The sequence below is a fragment of the Donghicola eburneus genome (assembly GCF_900115865.1).
Lineage (GTDB): Bacteria > Pseudomonadota > Alphaproteobacteria > Rhodobacterales > Rhodobacteraceae > Donghicola > Donghicola eburneus.
Genome location: NZ_FOXY01000006.1, coordinates 237,182 through 254,524, shown reverse-complemented (window position 1 = coordinate 254,524; position 17,343 = coordinate 237,182). Strand labels below are relative to the sequence as shown.

General features: G+C 59.5%; 9 protein-coding genes. 6 read left to right on the top strand and 3 right to left on the bottom strand.

Features of this window, described 5'->3' with window-relative positions; all coding sequences use genetic code 11:
• Positions 1–4: 4 nt before the first annotated feature.
• From kduD to BM225_RS12795, 3 genes are all read right to left on the bottom strand, one after another.
• Positions 5–733, bottom strand: coding sequence for a 2-dehydro-3-deoxy-D-gluconate 5-dehydrogenase KduD (gene kduD / locus BM225_RS12805; RefSeq protein ID WP_092464761.1), 729 nt, complete (start codon positions 731–733; stop codon positions 5–7).
• A gap of 197 nt (positions 734–930) precedes the next feature.
• Entirely contained in the window at positions 931–1,944 is a 1,014-nt protein-coding gene (locus BM225_RS12800) for a TRAP transporter substrate-binding protein (RefSeq protein WP_092464760.1), read from the bottom strand.
• A gap of 164 nt (positions 1,945–2,108) precedes the next feature.
• On the bottom strand, positions 2,109–3,482 hold the full coding sequence (locus BM225_RS12795; protein ID WP_092464759.1) for an NAD(P)H-dependent oxidoreductase: 1,374 nt from the start codon (positions 3,480–3,482) through the stop codon (positions 2,109–2,111).
• 261 nt (positions 3,483–3,743) lie between these two features.
• Between BM225_RS12795 and BM225_RS12790 the strand changes: the two genes are divergently transcribed.
• The 6 genes from BM225_RS12790 (at position 3,744) to BM225_RS12765 (ending at position 17,342) form a co-directional block, all read left to right on the top strand.
• Entirely contained in the window at positions 3,744–4,640 is an 897-nt protein-coding gene (locus tag BM225_RS12790) for a LysR substrate-binding domain-containing protein (RefSeq protein ID WP_092464758.1), read from the top strand.
• A gap of 795 nt (positions 4,641–5,435) precedes the next feature.
• Positions 5,436–6,464 carry a calcium-binding protein gene (locus tag BM225_RS22320; RefSeq protein ID WP_092464793.1) on the top strand — a complete coding sequence of 343 codons (1,029 nt, stop codon included), beginning with the start codon at positions 5,436–5,438 and terminating at the stop codon, positions 6,462–6,464.
• 349 nt (positions 6,465–6,813) lie between these two features.
• A complete protein-coding gene (locus tag BM225_RS12780) occupies positions 6,814–12,111 on the top strand; it encodes a beta strand repeat-containing protein (RefSeq protein WP_092464757.1) in 5,298 nt (1,765 codons plus the stop codon).
• A gap of 156 nt (positions 12,112–12,267) precedes the next feature.
• Positions 12,268–13,326: a homocysteine S-methyltransferase family protein gene (locus BM225_RS12775; protein ID WP_092464756.1), complete on the top strand. Its 1,059-nt coding sequence runs from the start codon at positions 12,268–12,270 to the stop codon at positions 13,324–13,326.
• Positions 13,319–16,042, top strand: a complete 2,724-nt coding sequence (metH, locus tag BM225_RS12770; protein WP_092464755.1) for a methionine synthase — start codon at positions 13,319–13,321, stop codon at positions 16,040–16,042. The genes BM225_RS12775 and metH overlap by 8 nt, the downstream gene beginning before the upstream one ends.
• A gap of 127 nt (positions 16,043–16,169) precedes the next feature.
• Complete coding sequence (locus BM225_RS12765) at positions 16,170–17,342, top strand: ABC transporter substrate-binding protein (protein WP_092464754.1); 1,173 nt, start codon at positions 16,170–16,172, stop codon at positions 17,340–17,342.
• Position 17,343 lies beyond the last annotated feature (1 nt).

Here is a 17,343-nt window from a genome sequence, read left to right as displayed (position 1 = left end):
TTGGTTACCGCGCCAACCACCCGCCATCCACGTTCAGGATCGTCCCATGCACATAGTCCGAGGCTGGTGCAGACAAATACACCGCAGAATCCGCAATGTCTTGGGCATGCCCCCAGCGTCCTGCCGGAATCCTATCCAGAATGGCCTGGTTACGGTCAGGATCGGCGCGAAGCGCTGCAGTGTTGTTTGTCTCGATATATCCCGGCGCAATCGCGTTCACGTTAATGCCCTTGGCAGCCCATTCGTTCGCCAGCAGCTTGGTCAATCCTGCGACGCTATGCTTTGACGCGGTATAGGAAGGGACCCGAATGCCGCCCTGAAAAGACAAAAGCGAGGCAATGTTTACAATCTTACCCGTCGCCTGACGGGCGATGACCGCGCGGCCAAAGGCCTGACAGGTGAAAAACAGCGCCTTGGCGTTCACGTCCATCACGTCGTCCCAATCCGCCTCGGTGAAATCGACGGCATCGGCGCGGCGAATGATCCCGGCGTTATTGACGAGAATGTCGATGGGACGGCTTGCGAAGACGTCCTTGGCAGCCATCGGATCGGTGAAATCCAGCAGCATTTCCTCGCCACTGCCCACTGAGGCGACAGTATCGGCGCAGCTGCGGCGCCCCGCTGCGATCACATGCGCGCCCGCGCCTGATAGCGCCACCGCGATCGCGGCGCCGATCCCCGTATTTGCGCCCGTCACGAGCGCGGTTTTACCTGCTAGGGAAAAACGGTTCATCGCATACCTCTGTTCTGAAATAACCCTCAACCTCTGGCGCCACCGTGTCATCCACGCCCGTGAAAAGAAAGAGTGACAGACGAAAGCGCGCATCTGTAGAGATCACGAAAACGCCCCTCCGCGAGTGACACGAGGAGGGGCGCAGCGATCCTAGCCAGTGGGAAACGAGCCGGACGATCCGGCCCGCGTCGAAACGATTACTCGCCGCCCAAGCCGATGCGTTTCAAAAACGCCTTGTGGCTGTCGACCAGCTTCTGGGTCTCTGGGGTTTTCTTTGCCCACTCATCCCACCGTCCAATGGCCGCCTCACGGAAGGTCGCGCGATCTTCGGCAGACCAATCGTAGATCGTCACGCCTTGGTCAGGCAGGGTTGCCAGCGCCTCGCCGTTTTCGACCAGTGTCAAGGTCATTAATTTCAGAGCCATGGAGTCCATCGCGGTTCTGATGATCTCTTGCTGCTGTTCGGTCAGCCCCTCCCACACAGAGGTCGAGCATGCCAGATGGTCTGCAGACATCGAGTGGAAGCCGGGATAGGTGGTGTGTTTGGCGATGTCATAGATGCCAAGGCCCACGTTATTCGCCAGCGTCGAGGCATCCGCCCCGTCAATGATCCCTGTCTCCAACGCGGTAAAGATCTCAGTGAAGTCCATCACAATCGGTGTCGAGCCGAGCTCTGCGAAAATCTCGGACTCCATCCCGGGGGGCGAGCGGAATTTGAAGCCCTGCAAGTCTTCGATCCCGTTCAGAGGACGTGTCGAGTTCAACGACTCCTGCCCGCCAAGGTACCCGCCCACATAGTACATGCCCTGAGGCTCGTAGAGTTCGTTGATCGCTTCGATCCCGCCGCCGTTTTTCAGCCATGCGTGGTACTGCAGTGGCGTGTCATAGCCGCCCATCGTGTCCGCCACGAACTGGAACGCGGGGTTGAGACCGGTCTGATAACTCCCGTTGGTCATGTCGCAGTCCAGAATGCCGTTCGCCGCGGCAGAGAACGCCTCGGCCGATGCCACAACAGCCGAACTGTAGAACATCTCGATATCGAGCGAGCCGCCGGACATGGTTTCCACATCCTTGACAAAGCCCTGCACCATGCGGCCGGACGCGGACTCCGGCGCTTGGTGCGTTTGAATGCGCAAGGTGACTGTGTCGGCCGACGCAGTTCCTGCGGCAAGCACCGTACTACACAGGATCAACTTTAGCGTTTTGGTCATAGGTCTTCCTCCCTTTGCGGCCTCCCCTCTCCATGAGAGGCCAGTTTTTGCGATCTCCGCAGCTCTCCTCAGCCACGGGCTCGCGAATTCGAATGGTGTGTGACGCAAGGCTGATCCCTCCAACCCTGCCGATCCCGAAGCATCGACAGGGCGGGAGAGAACCCCTATTCGGCGGCCAGAAGCTGTTTGCTGAACGCCTGCTCCATGGTGCGGCGGACGGTGACGGCCTGACTGTCTGAGGCCTCGACATCGTCCCAACTGACCATCTGGCCTTCGGGCACCTCGCGGGTCAGCTTCATTCCATGGGCCAAACCGATGGGCAGCGCCTTGGCCGCCAGCGAGTCTTCGGCCCGCGCGATCCGTCCCCAGACGGTGTACCCACCTTCGCCGTCCAGCATATCGCCGGGTTTCAGGCCCTTTTTCGCGACGGCGACCACATCGGACACCAGTCCGTTGGTCCGCCCCGTGGGTTCCCCGCGCAAGGCTGCGCTGGCCACGCTGATCCCCAATTCCAGACCGATCAGGTGCGATGGGCGATAGAGCGTGGCATAACGACCAGACTTATCGGTGGTCACGCCGTATTCCTTGAAGCAGCGGCGCACATAGTCGGCCCCTTTGCCCTCTTCGTCGCTGGCCTCTAGCGTCACATAAACACCCCAACGCAGATCGCCGATCACCTGACGCCCGTCACGCTCAAGGCTCGAGACCACCTCGACCATCCCCGCCTGCTCTAGCATCCCGCCATGGGCCCGTGGCTTCAGCACTTCGGGCAGATCATGGACACCTGCGGGGGGAAACAGCAGACCATCGCGCGGCGCAAGCAACCCCGCCGCGTTCGAAATCGCCGCCATCTCCAGCGCGGATTTGGTCCCGTCGAGGAAAGAGTTGAACATTTGGGGGTTCATCCCGCCGGCCTCGGCCTCCTCCGGCGTCAAACCATAGTGGCCCCACACAGTGTCGGGGGTCGATTGCGCGAATTCAGGCAAGTATTCGGTGCCCTTGCCAGCCGCGACGACTTTGAAGCCGCAGGCGCGCGCCCAATCAATCTGCTCGCAAACCAGCGCGGGCTGGTCGCCATAGGCCATCGAATAGACTAGTCCGGCCTTGTCAAATTCCTGCACCAAATAGGCACCGGCCAGCACGTCAGCTTCGACGTTCACCATGATCATGTGACAGCCATTTTCTGCAGCCAGCAGCGCGTGGCGGATGCCTGCGGCGGGATTGCCTGTCGCGTCGATAATCACCTCCATACCGGGGGTCTTGATCAGTTCAGCGCTGTCTTCGGTCAGGCAAGTTTTGCCGCTGTTCATCGCATCTGACAGCGTCGAGGCAACAGCCGCGTCCGTGTCCCAACCGGTGTTGATCATGGCCTTTTTCGCGCGCTCGGCAGACAGGTCCGCAATCCCAACCAGATGCATGCCGGGGATATTGCGCACCTGGCTCAGGAACATCGACCCGAACTTGCCAGAGCCAATCAGACCGACGCGGATCGGATTGCCTTCCGCCTGACGGGCAGCCAACTTGGTGTATAGGTTCATTCTGCACTCCTCGGGAGGACAGGCGGTTCGCGGCACCAATCGGCCCCAGAGGCAGGCACACCCAGAGAGTGCGCAAACGCACCCCACGGCGGGTAACCTATTTAAATTCCTCTGGTAACCGGCGCAGCGTCGCGCAGGTGCCGCAGTCTGATCAATGCCCTCCTCCAACCTTGGCCAGTCCGCTTTCCTCAACTCTAGGCAGACATAATACCTAAGAACAAACGACTTTTCAGGGCTGACTCATTAGATTATCTAATCTTAATGAGTATTCCCTTTCGCGCCATCACCGCATTTCACGCCGCCGCCCGCACAGGCAGCATGCAGCAGGCTGCTGAAATCCTTGGGGTTACGCCGTCTGCGGTCAGCCAACAGATCCAGATTATCGAGACCCATATCGGCGTGCGGCTGTTTAGCCGCAAAGGACGCAAGTCCGTACTTACAGAAGCGGGCGAACGGTACTACGAGATGATCCGCGACGAGGTCGACCGGATCACAGCAGCGACCGAGCGGATGAGGGGTCTGAACTCCTATACCGCGCTCAACGTCCGGATCGCGCCGACCTTTGCGACGAAATGGGTGATGCCGCGACTGGATCAGTTTCTGGAACTGCATCCGGATATCGAGTTGCGCCTCGACGCGACGAATGAGCCGCCCGATTTTGCCCGCGAAAATATTGATCTGGAAATTCGCCATGGCGCAGGCCCATGGCGCGGGCTACACGTGGAATGCCTAGCGGTCGAGCCGATGGAGGTCCTGTGTTCGCCAGACTACGCGGCCGCAGGGTCGCTCAGGCCCGCCGATCTGGAGGGGCACCGCCTGATCCACTCGGTCAAGAATGTGGTGCAATGGTCCGACTGGTTCCAACATCAAGGCCACCCCATGCCGAGCCAACCTCGCCGCGTGCTGTTCGACCGCGCGCATATGTCGATTGATCTGGCCGCAAATGGACATGGGCTGGCGCTGGAGTCCTGCCTGACTGCCTCGGCCGAGATTGCCAGCGGCCACTTGGTGCGGGCTATCAGCGGTGCTAGCCCGATGACACAAAAATCCCTGTGGCTTGTGTGCCCGCAGTCCCACCTAAACCGTCGCAAGGTTCGGCGCTTTTGTGACTGGCTCAGATCTACTCTGACGGAGTTCGCCCCGATTAGCTCCTCTTGAATGGATTGATGCCCGCGGCAGACGAAACGCTTCTCTTCTGCACCCCAACAGAACAATTTCGTAAGCCCGCTATTTCGGGCGCCCGTCGACATTAAATGTAACCTGAAGTTGCAATTAGGTCTAAGGTCCTTAGGCTGCGCCCATCGGATCACACCTTGGTTCGATGTCCGACCTATGTGACCAATAGAAAGACCTTTCCCCTAAATGAAGATTGTAGCCGAAACCCCGACGTTTGACTTGTCGGGCGACTCACTATCCCCATTAACAACTGAAATTATGTCATTTTTCGATGATCCATCCTATCTTGTGGGGCTGATATCCGAAGATGCCCCAACGCTCGCCTACCTTCAGGCCGATGCATCTTGGGACTTTGATTACGATACATTTGTTGCCGATTTGGATGCCGGAGACACGTACCAAGTACAACTCACTGTTGCAGACCCAACTCACTTCGAAAGTAACGTCCAATTCAACGTCCGCGGGCCCGAGGGCGAATACCTCGGGCTGATCTTTAACAGTTTCGGTGACATTTTCGACGAGAACAACGCCTTGCGGACTGCCTCCTTTACGGCACTCACCAGCGCGCCGCATTTCCTGTTCTCAGGCATCCGGGCAACGGGAACACCCGGCGCACACCCCTATCGGCTCGATCTGATCAAAGTCACCGATGTCACGCCGTGGTCACTCGAACTGCGCCAAGAGGGAGCAAACGGTACGGCCACGCTCTCGACCGGCGATCAAACTGTCGTTGCTGGCAGCACTATTCGCGTCTCCGTAACCTTCTCTAGTCAGAATATGCGCCTTGAGGATGTCTCGCTTGTTGGGTCAGGCAGCATCTCGAGCTCTCAGTACTCAACAACTTCGGGGATCACGGTTTCGGCGACGATCTCTCCGGCCTTTGACAGCGTTTTAGATGACCTGCTCGTGTTCAACTTCACCGGAAACAGCGCAGCTGGTCAGGTCGAGGTCGCAGATCTGTCGGTCAACGTGAACTTTATCGACGCTCCGATCGAGACACTCGGCTCGTTGACCACGCCCGGTGATCTGATCTTGCAAGGGGATGGGAAGGACAACGCCATCTCGGGCGATATCGGGGACGATTTGATCGAAGGGCTGCGCGGTAACGATCTCCTCTCGGGTTTGAGCGGCGACGACACCCTGATGGGTGGCCAAGGGAACGATACCCTGCGCGGTGGAACTGGAAACGATCTGCTAAAAGGGCAAGCAGGCCATGACCGGCTGGTCGGCGAGGCAGGCAACGACACTCTGGTAGGGAATGGCGGCAACGACACACTACAGGGGGGCCGTGGTCATGACGTTCTGAACGGCGGCGGCGGGAATGACAGCCTTGTCGGAGGTGGTGGAAACGACACGCTTTCGGGTGGCGGTCGATCTGATGTCCTGAAGGGGGGCGGCGGACGTGACTTTTTGAATGGCAACGGGGGCAACGACGAGCTGTTCGGAGATGGCGGCCGCGACATCCTGAACGGTGGGGGCGGCAGCGACACCCTGCATGGCGGATCAGGCAATGATCGTCTGTCGGGTGGCAAGGGTCGGGATTGGCTCGAAGGGGGCGCTGGAAAAGACCGCTTTGAGTTTAGCAAAGGGGACAGCATCGACACGATCTTGGATTTCGAAGACAACATCGACACCATCGTTCTCGACACTGACCTTTGGGCAGGAGACTTCCGCAAGGCCCAACTGCTGTCAGAGTTCGCCGTCATCGGCGTCGACAGTGTCACGCTGGACTTCGGCAAAGACAAACTCGTGATCCAAGGGCTGACGGACAGCCAAGCTCTAATAGATGACATCGCGTTCTTCTGAATTGCGCGACCGCTCTTTCTACAACAGGGCGGTCGCACTTTCTAAATTCCTCTTTCGCCAAGAGGCCCGTCGCACGGTTGCGGCACATTCTGGCATCTCAAATGGGACACGCCAAATACCTTTTGATGCAGTGTCTCATCTGCGGCTAGGCCCCAACGGATTAACCGGATCGCACAGAGCTTCCGTTCTCAAGTTTCGCCAATTATGACCAGCTTAACTCACAGCAGTCTTTCGATAGACACAGGCCGCATAATTCATAGGGGGGCGTCCCCCCATGGGAGCCTGAACCCAATGGCTCCCCTTAGGTTACATTATGGCAATCGCATATTTGCCAAAATGAGAACCGCCCGTGAGTCATCGCATCAAACTCTTCGTCATTAGCACGCTGATTGCACTCGGCCTTGTGACCGCTGCGCGGGCAGAGGTTGTCACCGTCCCCTTTAACGAAGGTTTCGTAGGGCTGCGCGGATCCAATAATCAGGACGCAGACACAGTCGTCACTTTTGCTGACCTTGGCTTCGATGCGACCTTCTTTACGCAGGTCAGTGCAACCGGAGAATTCATCGGATCTGGCGCCCAAGGCAACGATGTGGCGGGTACGTTGCGCCTGCGCCGCGGTAGTATCATTTACGACATCGCGGGCCGGATTGGCTGGCAACTTAAGGAACAAGGCAACCTGAAGCTCTTCGGCTTCTTGCCGAATTCGAACGTGGCGACCATCGCGCTGACGACCCCCACCGGCACGACCCTTCCCGCTGGCATCATGATGGAGGACGTCGCCGATCTGGATCCGAACAGCTCTGTGTATACGACGACAGGCGGCGAAACGACCTACTACATCACAGGGGCATCGAACCTCGGTGTATCCAAGTTCGGGACATCTTTGTCGGACATCAAACCCCTGACCAGTGCCCCGCGCGGCATTGATACTGGCGATGATGTGGGTGGCTCAGCCGATGGCTCGGGCATTCTAGACGCGCTGAACGCCTATCTGTCGACAGCGTCCAGCCAGCGACCGCTTGGTCCGATAACGGTGAATTCCCAGACCACTGCGGACACGACCCCTGTAGTCACTGGCGCGGTAACCCTGCAATCCGGCGAATACCTCGTCATTCTGATCAACGGTCAAGTTTACATGACCTCAAACGGCGTGACGGGCCCTAGCGATGACGGCAACGCGGGCACCTGGAGCATCGAAATTCCCGCTGGCAACGAACTGACCGCAGGCAGCACTTACGATGTCTCGGCCATGATCTACAATGCGGCAGGATGGTTGCTCGAAGACAGCACCACCAATGAACTGATCATCACGAATGGCGTCACACCAGTGCCAACCCTGCAGGTTCTAAAAAGCGTTAACGACGCTGCCCTGAGCGACGGCGCCGACGTGGGCGACACGTTGGTCTACACTATTGTCGCAACCAACACCGGCAACGTCCCGCTCTACGACCTGAGTTGGTCCGACACCCTGACCAATGGCACTGGCACAAATGCGTCTTTGTCCTTGGGCACGCCCGTTAAATCCGGCAGCGGCAGCAGCACGACGGATGGCGCATTGCTTGAAGTTGGCGATAGCCTAACATTCACCGTGTCCTATGACTTGACCCAAGCCGACATCGACAGTGGTTCAATCTCCAACATTGCCAGCATCGACGCCCTCAGCACCGACGGCGTAGCAAACACGTCCTTCACAGTTGAAAGTGCCTCGACAGGAAACGCGACGGCGGGAACCGGGAACGGCTCCGCGACGATCCGCAATTTGACCCGCGCCCCTGCGATCACCGTGACCAAATCCGTCGCCCACACCGATAGCGACAACGACGGCGCAGTGAGCCTTGGGGATACGCTCACCTACACCGTCACCGCCGAGAACACCGGCAACGTCACGCTGCAGGGCCTGACGCTCACCGACGACTTCCAGCGTGCAGACAGCACGGCGCTGAACGCCACCCTGTCGGCCATCGCCTATAGCGCGGGCAGCAGCGACAGCGCGTTCCTGCCCGGCGGGACGGCGTCGGCGACCTTTGCCCACATCATCGATCAGAATGATGTGGACGCGGGCGGGCTCTCCAACGCGGCCTCGGGATCTGCGTGGATCGACCTGAATGGGGACAGCCAGCGGGCCTCGGACAGTTCCGAGGACGCGACAGACACCACCGACAGCCGTGTGACAACCGCCATCGGCACCACTGGTGCGATTGCGCTGACCAAGACCGCAACCCTCAACGATGGCGGCGACGGGGTCGATGCGGGCGACACCATCACCTACAGCTTCACCGTCGAGAATACCGGCGCCGTCAGCCTCTCGAATATCGAGATCACCGATCCCATGGTGACTGTCCAAGGCACCTTGGCCAGCCTCGCCGTTGGCGCGTCCGACAGCAGCACGTTTTCCGCGACCTACACAATCACACAAGCCGATATCGACGCAGGCGACGTCAGCAACACCGCCACCGTCACCGCTGACAGCCCCTCGGGCACCGACGACGTCACGGACACCTCTAGCGCAACCGGCACCGGTGACAGCGCGACCGTCACACCCCTGACCCGCGCCCCTGCGATCACTGTGAGCAAATCCGTCGCCCACACCGATAGCGACAACGACGGCGCAGTGAGCCTTGGGGATACGCTGACCTACACCGTCACCGCCGAGAACACCGGCAACGTCACGCTGCAGGGCGTCGCTGTAGAAGAGGACTTTGCACGTCAGGACGGCACGCCCCTCTCGCCTGCATTGCCTGCGCTGACCTTTACCAGCGGCTCGGATATGAACTCCCTGCTGCCCGGCGCAGTGGGCGTCTTGTCCTTTGCCCACGTGGTGACACAGGAAGATGTAGACGCGGGCGGCGTGACAAACAGCGCGACGGCGACCGCGTGGCACGACGCAGACCAAAATGGAAAGCGCCGCAAGAATGGCAGCGAAGATATTTCTGACACCGTGGACCAAGCCATCGACACCCCGATCTTGGGCACCCCTGCCATTGCGCTCCGCAAATCAGGCGTATTGAACGATGACGATGGCGTGCTTGGAACCTCTTTGGGCGACACAATCACCTATCTTCTAGAAGTGAAGAACACCGGCGACGTCACTCTGACCAATGTGCAGGTCAATGATCCGCTGTTTGGTGGGACTGTCCCTCAAACCATTGCGTCGCTCGCACCGGGTGCTGTCGATAGCGTCACATTCGAGCTGACCTACGACGTGTCGATCCCCGATCTGGACCGTGGCTATGTGTCCAACTTGGCTACCGCAAGTGGAACTGCAGCAGCAGCCGTGGTCAGCGATCAGTCCGGCCCGACCTTTGACACGGACAAAGAAATCATCACCTTCCTCGGGTCGATTTCAGGCCACGTGACGGATGGGCAGAATGCCAAAGCCGGTGTGACTGTGATCCTGATCGACTCGAATACGGGGCAAGAGGTTGCAACAACCGTGACCGGCAGTGACGGCGCCTATGCCTTTATCCAGCTTGAGCAAGGGACCTACGCGATTTGCTTTGTCCCGCCCGAAGGCGCGGCCGTCCACTCGCATTCAAGCAAAGGGGCCGCAAACGGCGACTTGGTCGAAGGCATTGAGGTCGCCGCTGGCGCAGACCGTGTTGTCAATGACGTGGACGCAATCGTGGTCGACCCCAGTGGGGTTATCTACGATGCGATCAGCCGCGCACCGATCCAAGGGGCCACCGTCACCCTGCTGCACAATGGCAGTGCCGTGCCTGACAGCTGGCTGAACACCGTGGCGGGCGACGCGAACAACGTCGTGACAGGCGCAGATGGCATGTATTCGTTCCTGTTGCAGTCACCCGCCCAAACCGGCACCTACTCGTTGGAGGTCAGCCACCCGAGCTACAGCTTCATCTCCCAGATCATTCCGCCTCAGGCAGGGTCCTTGACCACGTCGCTCGGCTTCGGAGTTGAAGAGATCGTTGCCTCGGTCGATGCACCGGACGCAGCAACCGGAGACGAAACCTACTATTTGGCCTTCGACTTCACCTTTGGCGACTGGACCGATCAGGCAACCCTGTCCAAGGGTGTGATCCACAACCACATCGCGATGGACCCAGCCAGTTTCTCGACCGGCCTGCGTGTCACCAAGGTGGCCGATGACAGCGCCCTGTCTGAGCGGCCCGCAGTTGGCGAAGTGATCAACTACACCATCACGGTCGAGAACACAGGCGATCTGGACTACGACACTGTGGTTCTGGACGATCCGCTGACCTCGAACGAGACGTTGACCGCTGTGGCAGGCGTCACCGATGATGCCGTGCTGAACGCTGGCGAGACATGGACCTATACGGCGAGTTATGCGCTCACCTCGTCGGATCTGCGGCGCGGCAAAGTCGAAAACCTTGCCACTCTGACGGCGGATCTGATTGCGGGATCGAACGCTGTCACCGGCGCGACCCCGACGGGCACGGACTTGGGCGGCACGTATGTATACGAGAGCGCACCAACGGGGAACACTAGCGAGGGCACAGGCAATGGCACCGCAACGGTCACGAAGCTGAGCGCGGGCCTGATCGACCAGATCAAGGACGACCTAATCGCCGTAATCGAGGACGACATCCGCGTGACGATGCAGCGCCAAACCGAAATGGTCTCTGGCTGGCGGGCAAGTGCGCTAGAGCGGATGAAAACGGCCATCGAAGATCGCTCGGCACTGCGGTCCTATGAGACCAAGGACCCACTCAGCGGAAGCATCGAAGCATCGGCTGGCGCCTTTGCCTTGGACGCCACGTACGAAAGCGATCGTTTCGATGCGGAAAGCCTGACGTGGACGATTAACGCAGCGGATCTGGTCTTTAGCCAAGACGAAGCGCTGGGAACGCAGCTGATGCTGACCTTCAACCACCGCCGTGAAAAGCTGCACGACAGCGATCGGCTATCGGGCCGCTACATCGGCGGCTATGTCACGCGCACCACCGTCGATACTCTGGCAGAGGGCGAAATCAACGGCTTTGGCCTGAATGCGGGTCTCTACGGCGCGAGCCGCCCTTATCAGCGGCTGTTCTTCGACTATCACCTTGGGGCGGTTGCGGGCAAACATAGCTACGATCTGGACTTCGCACGCGATCAGACCATCAACGCCACAGGAGACTTCACCTACTTTGGCGTGACCGGCGGTGTTGCCCTGTCGGGCGAAATGAAGGCCGGAGACACGATTATCGCCCCGCGTATTGGTCTGGACGGTTTCTATACGCCCGAAACAAGTACCGACGTGACGGCCACCAGCGGCCCCTTCACCGAAGATGCCAGCTTGGACATCGGCAGCGTTTCGAGCGGACGCCTCTTTGTCGAGGCACGGTTCAGTAATGACCTGACCCAAGCGCATGACGGCCAAGGCCTGTGGGATGGGTTGGATGCGGAAACGGCGTTTACCTTGCGGGCGTTCTGCGATGCTTTTGACGATATGGACACCCGCTGCGGAGCCGGCGCGGGCTTCGATTTTGTCAAAGAAAACGAGGACAAAACGCACCTGCAGAAGCTGATGCTGAACGTTGACAAGTCAGGCGATCATGTGACCGCTCGCATCGGATTTGGGCTCGAGCGCCAGTTTGCCAAAGGTGCTGGAACCAGCAGCCTGAACATGCGCGCCGACCACATGGGCAATCCAACAGTCGAATATGCGGTGAGCCTGGACTTCTAACGAGGTTTTAACCCTATTTTTCCGAGAATGGCCCGCCAATGCGCGGGCCATTTTGCGTTTAGGATCATGAGGCCACCTCATAACAAAGTCGAAAAGCATGAATTATGCTTTGGACTGCCCGCATGTTAGGCCCCTGCGTAGAAAGCAGGTGCCCTTATGAACTCTCTCTCGCTGCCGCGCAGCCCCTCCTATGATGCCCTCATCCAAGCCGCCGATGAGCGGATCTTGATCCTTGACGGAGCCATGGGAACGATGATCCAGACCCTGAATATGACCGAAGAGGATTTTACCGCGAACGGTCACATTCACGGACCCAAATGCAGGCACCATTCGGACCACCCGCAAAAGGGCAACAACGACCTGCTTGTCCTGACCCAGCCTCAGGCCGTCGAAGATCTGCAACTAGATTTTGCTCTGGCCGGCGCAGATATCCTTGAAACCAACACATTTTCTTCGACCACCATCGCGCAGGCTGACTATGGCTTGGAAGACGCGGTCCATGATCTGAACGTCGCGGGCGCACAGGTCGCCCGCCGCGCCGCAGACCGCGCAACAGCGCAGGACGGCAAACCCCGCTGGGTCGCAGGCGCTGTTGGACCGACCAACCGCACCGCATCCATCAGCCCCGATGTGAATGACCCCGGCTACCGCGCCGTGACTTTTGACGACCTGCGCGCGGCCTACGGCCAGCAGATCGACGGACTGATCGCGGGCGGCTCTGACCTGATCCTGATCGAGACGATTTTTGACACGCTGAACGCCAAAGCGGCCATTTTCGCGGCCCTTGAAAGCTTTGCCAAAGTGGGGCGGCAACTTCCCATCATGATCTCGGGCACCATCACCGATGCCTCAGGCCGGACCCTGTCGGGACAGACGCCCACGGCCTTCTGGCACTCGGTCCGCCATGCGAGGCCCTTCACCGTGGGTCTGAACTGCGCCCTTGGAGCGGACGCCATGCGGCCCCATTTGGCGGAACTGGCAGGTGTTGCGGACACCCGCATCTGTGCCTACCCCAACGCGGGCCTGCCCAACGCCTTTGGCCAATACGATGAAACGCCCGAGCAAACCGCCAAACTGGTCGAGGTCTTCGCCCGCGAAGGTCTGATCAACGTAGCAGGCGGCTGCTGCGGCACCACGCCTGACCACATCCGCGCCATCGCGGAACATGTCGCCCCCTACGCCCCGCGCCAGATCAAGGAGACCGCCGATGTCTAAACCTCTTCTGCGTCTTTCCGGTCTGGAACCCTTTGTCCTGACCGCGGACATCCCCTTTGTGAACGTGGGCGAGCGGACGAACGTCACTGGCTCGGCCAAGTTCCGCAAGCTAATCACCAACCGCGACTATGCCACCGCTTTGGACGTGGCCCGCGATCAGGTGGAAAATGGCGCACAGATCATCGACGTGAACATGGATGAAGGTCTGATCGACAGCAAACAGGCGATGATCGACTTTCTGAACCTGATCGCCGCCGAGCCCGACATCGCCCGCGTGCCAATTATGATCGACAGTTCCAAATGGGAGGTGATCGAGGCCGGCCTGAAATGCGTGCAGGGCAAACCGGTGGTGAACTCAATCTCGCTGAAAGAGGGCGAAGAGGCGTTCATCCACCACGCCAGCCTCTGCCTTGCCTATGGCGCGGCGGTCGTGGTCATGGCGTTTGACGAGGCAGGACAGGCCGACACCCTTCAGCGCAAGATCGAGATTTGCGAACGCGCCTATAGGGTGCTGACCGAAAAGGTCGGCTTCCCGCCCGAAGACATCATCTTTGACCCCAACGTCTTTGCGGTCGCCACCGGCATCGAAGAACACAACAACTATGGCGTCGATTTCATCGAGGCCACCCGCTGGATCCGCCAGAACCTGCCCCACGCCCATGTGTCGGGCGGAGTGTCGAACCTGTCGTTCAGCTTCCGCGGCAACGAGCCTGTGCGCGAGGCAATGCACGCAGTTTTCCTCTATCACGCCATTCAGGCAGGCATGGATATGGGCATCGTCAATGCCGGTCAGCTGGCGGTCTATGACCAGATCGATGCCGACCTGCGCGACGCCTGCGAGGATGTGGTTCTGAACCGCACCCCAGACGCGACAGAAAACTTGCTGGAGATCGCAGAACGCTATCGCGGCGCGGGCGGTGGCAAAACCCGCGAAAAGGACATGTCCTGGCGCGAATGGCCCATCGACAAGCGGTTGGAACATGCCTTGGTCAATGGCATCACAGAATTCATTGATGCCGACACAGAAGAGGCGCGACAACAGGCAGAGCGCCCCTTGCATGTGATCGAAGGCCCTTTGATGGCGGGCATGAACGTGGTCGGGGATCTGTTTGGCGCAGGCAAAATGTTTCTGCCGCAGGTGGTGAAATCCGCCCGGGTTATGAAGCAGGCCGTGGCCGTGCTCCTGCCCTACATGGAAGAAGAGAAGCGCCAAAACGGCGGCGATGGCCGCGAGGCTGCGGGCAAAGTCCTGATGGCCACGGTCAAGGGAGACGTTCACGATATCGGTAAGAACATCGTCGGCGTGGTTCTGGCCTGTAATAACTACGAAATCATCGACCTTGGCGTCATGGTCCCACCCCAGAAAATTCTGGAAGAGGCCCGCAAGCATAACGTCGATATCATCGGGCTTTCGGGTCTGATCACGCCGTCCTTGGACGAAATGGTGCATCTGGCGACCGAGCTCGAAAAAGAAGGCTTCGACGTGCCCCTTCTGATCGGCGGCGCAACTACGTCAAAGGTGCATACGGCAGTAAAAATCGCCCCGCAGTACCAATGCAATCAAGCGATCTATGTAACCGACGCGAGCCGTGCGGTTGGCGTGGTGTCTGCCTTGCTGAGTGACACGCAGCGGGATGAATACGTCGCGGGCATCCGCTCGGAATACACCGAGGTCACCGAACGTCATGAACGGGCGGAATTGGCCAAGCAGCGATTGCCCCTGGCTGCGGCTCGCGCGAACGCCATGCAAATCGATTGGACTGATTACACTGTTCAGGCTCCGAAGTTCACTGGCCAGAAGGTGATCAAAGACTGGGATCTGGCGGAGATCGCACGCTACATCGACTGGACGCCGTTTTTCCAGACTTGGGAGCTCAAGGGCGTCTACCCCCGCATACTAGAGCATGAGAAATACGGCGAGGCGGCGCGCAACCTTTTTGCCGACGCGCAGGCGATGCTTCAGCGGATTATCGGAGAGACGTGGTTCAAGCCCCGCGCCGTGGTCGGCTTCTGGCCCGCGAACCGTACGGGTGATGACATTCAGCTGTTTGCCGACGACGCTCGGACCCAGCCGCTTGATGTGCTGCACACCCTGCGTCAGCAGACCTCAAAGCGGAAAGACAGCCCCAATCTCGCGCTCGCCGATTTCGTCGCGCCCGAAGGCACGCCTGACTATGTGGGCGGTTTCGTGGTCACTGCGGGCCCCGAAGAGGATACGATTGCCAAGAAATTCGAAGACGCAGGTGACGATTACAGCGCGATCATGGTCAAGGCATTGGCCGACCGCTTTGCTGAAGCCATGGCCGAGATGCTGCATCAGCGTGTACGCCGCGATTACTGGGGCTACGCGAAGGACGAAGCCTTCACGCCAGACGAGCTGATCAAAGAGCCCTATCGCGGCATCCGCCCCGCACCTGGCTATCCTGCTCAGCCCGATCACACTGAAAAGGTCACACTTTTCAAAATGCTGGATGCAGAGGCCAACACCGGCATCGCGCTAACAGAAAGCATGGCCATGTGGCCCGGCGCGTCGGTCAGCGGCCTCTATATCGGGCATCCGGACGCTTATTATTTTGGCGTGGCCAAGGTAGAGCGCGATCAGGTCGAAGATTACGCCGCCCGCAAAGGCATGGAAGTGGCCGAAGCCGAGCGTTGGCTCGCCCCAATCCTGAATTATCGGAGCCGCCCCGTAGCGTCCCAAGTCGCGGCAGAGTAACGGCGCATTTCGGCCCATAGTCCCGCACGGCGGCCCACACGTCCGGACGGGGCTGACCGCCATCAGACCATGGTCTAATTTCGTCCCTGATCGAGTCTCCATAGCCTGCGATCAGGGAGGAAAATTCATGCGTTTCAGAACCGTCGCGGCTGTGTGGCTTGCGGGGCTCATCCCGTTGTCGGGGCACGCCCAAGGCTTGGACATCAATGTCCACTTTCTGCGCGAGCAGATCGAAGAGATCGCGACGCTCTCGAATCTCGACCCTCGCCCCGAAGACCTGAGCATTCAGGGCGCCGAACTTGCGATCAAAGACAACGCGACCACCGGAAAATTCCTGAAACACGGGTATAGCTTGACCCTGCACGACGTGCCCGTGGGCGATGATGTCGTCGCTGCCGCCAAGACTGCCTTGCAGACCTCTGACCTGTTGGTCACTGATGTGTCGTCGGATCTTTTGCTAAAGATTGCAGACCTACCCGAGGCTGAAAACGCCTTGATCCTGAACGCCACAGCCGAAGATAGCGCTTTGCGCGACGAGGCCTGCCGCGCCAACGTGCTGCATACCGCGCCATCGCTGGCCATGCGGACCGATGCGCTGATGCAGTACTTTCTGTTCAAGCGCTGGGGAAAACTGGCGATGATCGAAGGCACCTACCCTCAGGACACCGCCTATGCCGAGGCTTTGCGATATTCGGCCACCAAATTCGGTCTCAAGTTCGGCGAAACCAAAACCTGGGCCTTTGATGCGGATATGCGCCGGAACGCGGCGGCCGAAGTGCCGCTCTTTACCCAAGACTTGCGCGACTATGACGTCCTTCTGATTGCGGACGAGGCCGAGGATTTCGGGCGTTATGTGGCCTATAACACGTGGCTCCCCCGTCCGGTGGCGGGCAGCGAAGGAATCTCTCCCCAAGTTTGGGCACCTGTGGTCGAACAGTGGGGCGCCGCGCAGCTGCATTCCCGCTTCGGAGAGCTTGCGGGCCGCAGCATGGAGCCCGAAGATTACGGCGCATGGGCTGCCATCCGCAGCATCGGAGAAGCCGTGACCCGCACCAACGCCGCCGATGCGGCGACCCTGCGCAGTTATATGCTATCGCCTGATTTCGCGCTGGCGGGATTCAAAGGAACGCCGCAAACCTTTCGCGATTGGAACGGCCAGATGCGCCAACCCGTGCCGCTGGTCACCAGCCGCGCCATGGTGATGCAAGCCCCCCTGCCCGGCTTCATGCACCAAACCAACGAACTCGACACCTTGGGCGTGGACGCGCCCGAAAGCTCCTGCACCGCTTTCAAGGAATAAT

Excerpts from the sequence above, each read along its gene's own strand:
- BM225_RS12775 (WP_092464756.1), top strand. The coding sequence starts at position 12,268 with ATGAACTCTCTCTCGCTGCCGCGCAGCCCCTCCTATGATGCCCTCATC.
- BM225_RS12790 (WP_092464758.1), top strand. The coding sequence starts at position 3,744 with ATGAGTATTCCCTTTCGCGCCATCACCGCATTTCACGCCGCCGCCCGC.
- BM225_RS12800 (WP_092464760.1), bottom strand. The coding sequence starts at position 1,944 with ATGACCAAAACGCTAAAGTTGATCCTGTGTAGTACGGTGCTTGCCGCA.
- BM225_RS12765 (WP_092464754.1), top strand. The coding sequence starts at position 16,170 with ATGCGTTTCAGAACCGTCGCGGCTGTGTGGCTTGCGGGGCTCATCCCG.
- kduD (WP_092464761.1), bottom strand. The coding sequence starts at position 733 with ATGAACCGTTTTTCCCTAGCAGGTAAAACCGCGCTCGTGACGGGCGCA.
- metH (WP_092464755.1), top strand. The coding sequence starts at position 13,319 with ATGTCTAAACCTCTTCTGCGTCTTTCCGGTCTGGAACCCTTTGTCCTG.
- BM225_RS12795 (WP_092464759.1), bottom strand. The coding sequence starts at position 3,482 with ATGAACCTATACACCAAGTTGGCTGCCCGTCAGGCGGAAGGCAATCCG.
- BM225_RS22320 (WP_092464793.1), top strand. The coding sequence starts at position 5,436 with ATGCGCCTTGAGGATGTCTCGCTTGTTGGGTCAGGCAGCATCTCGAGC.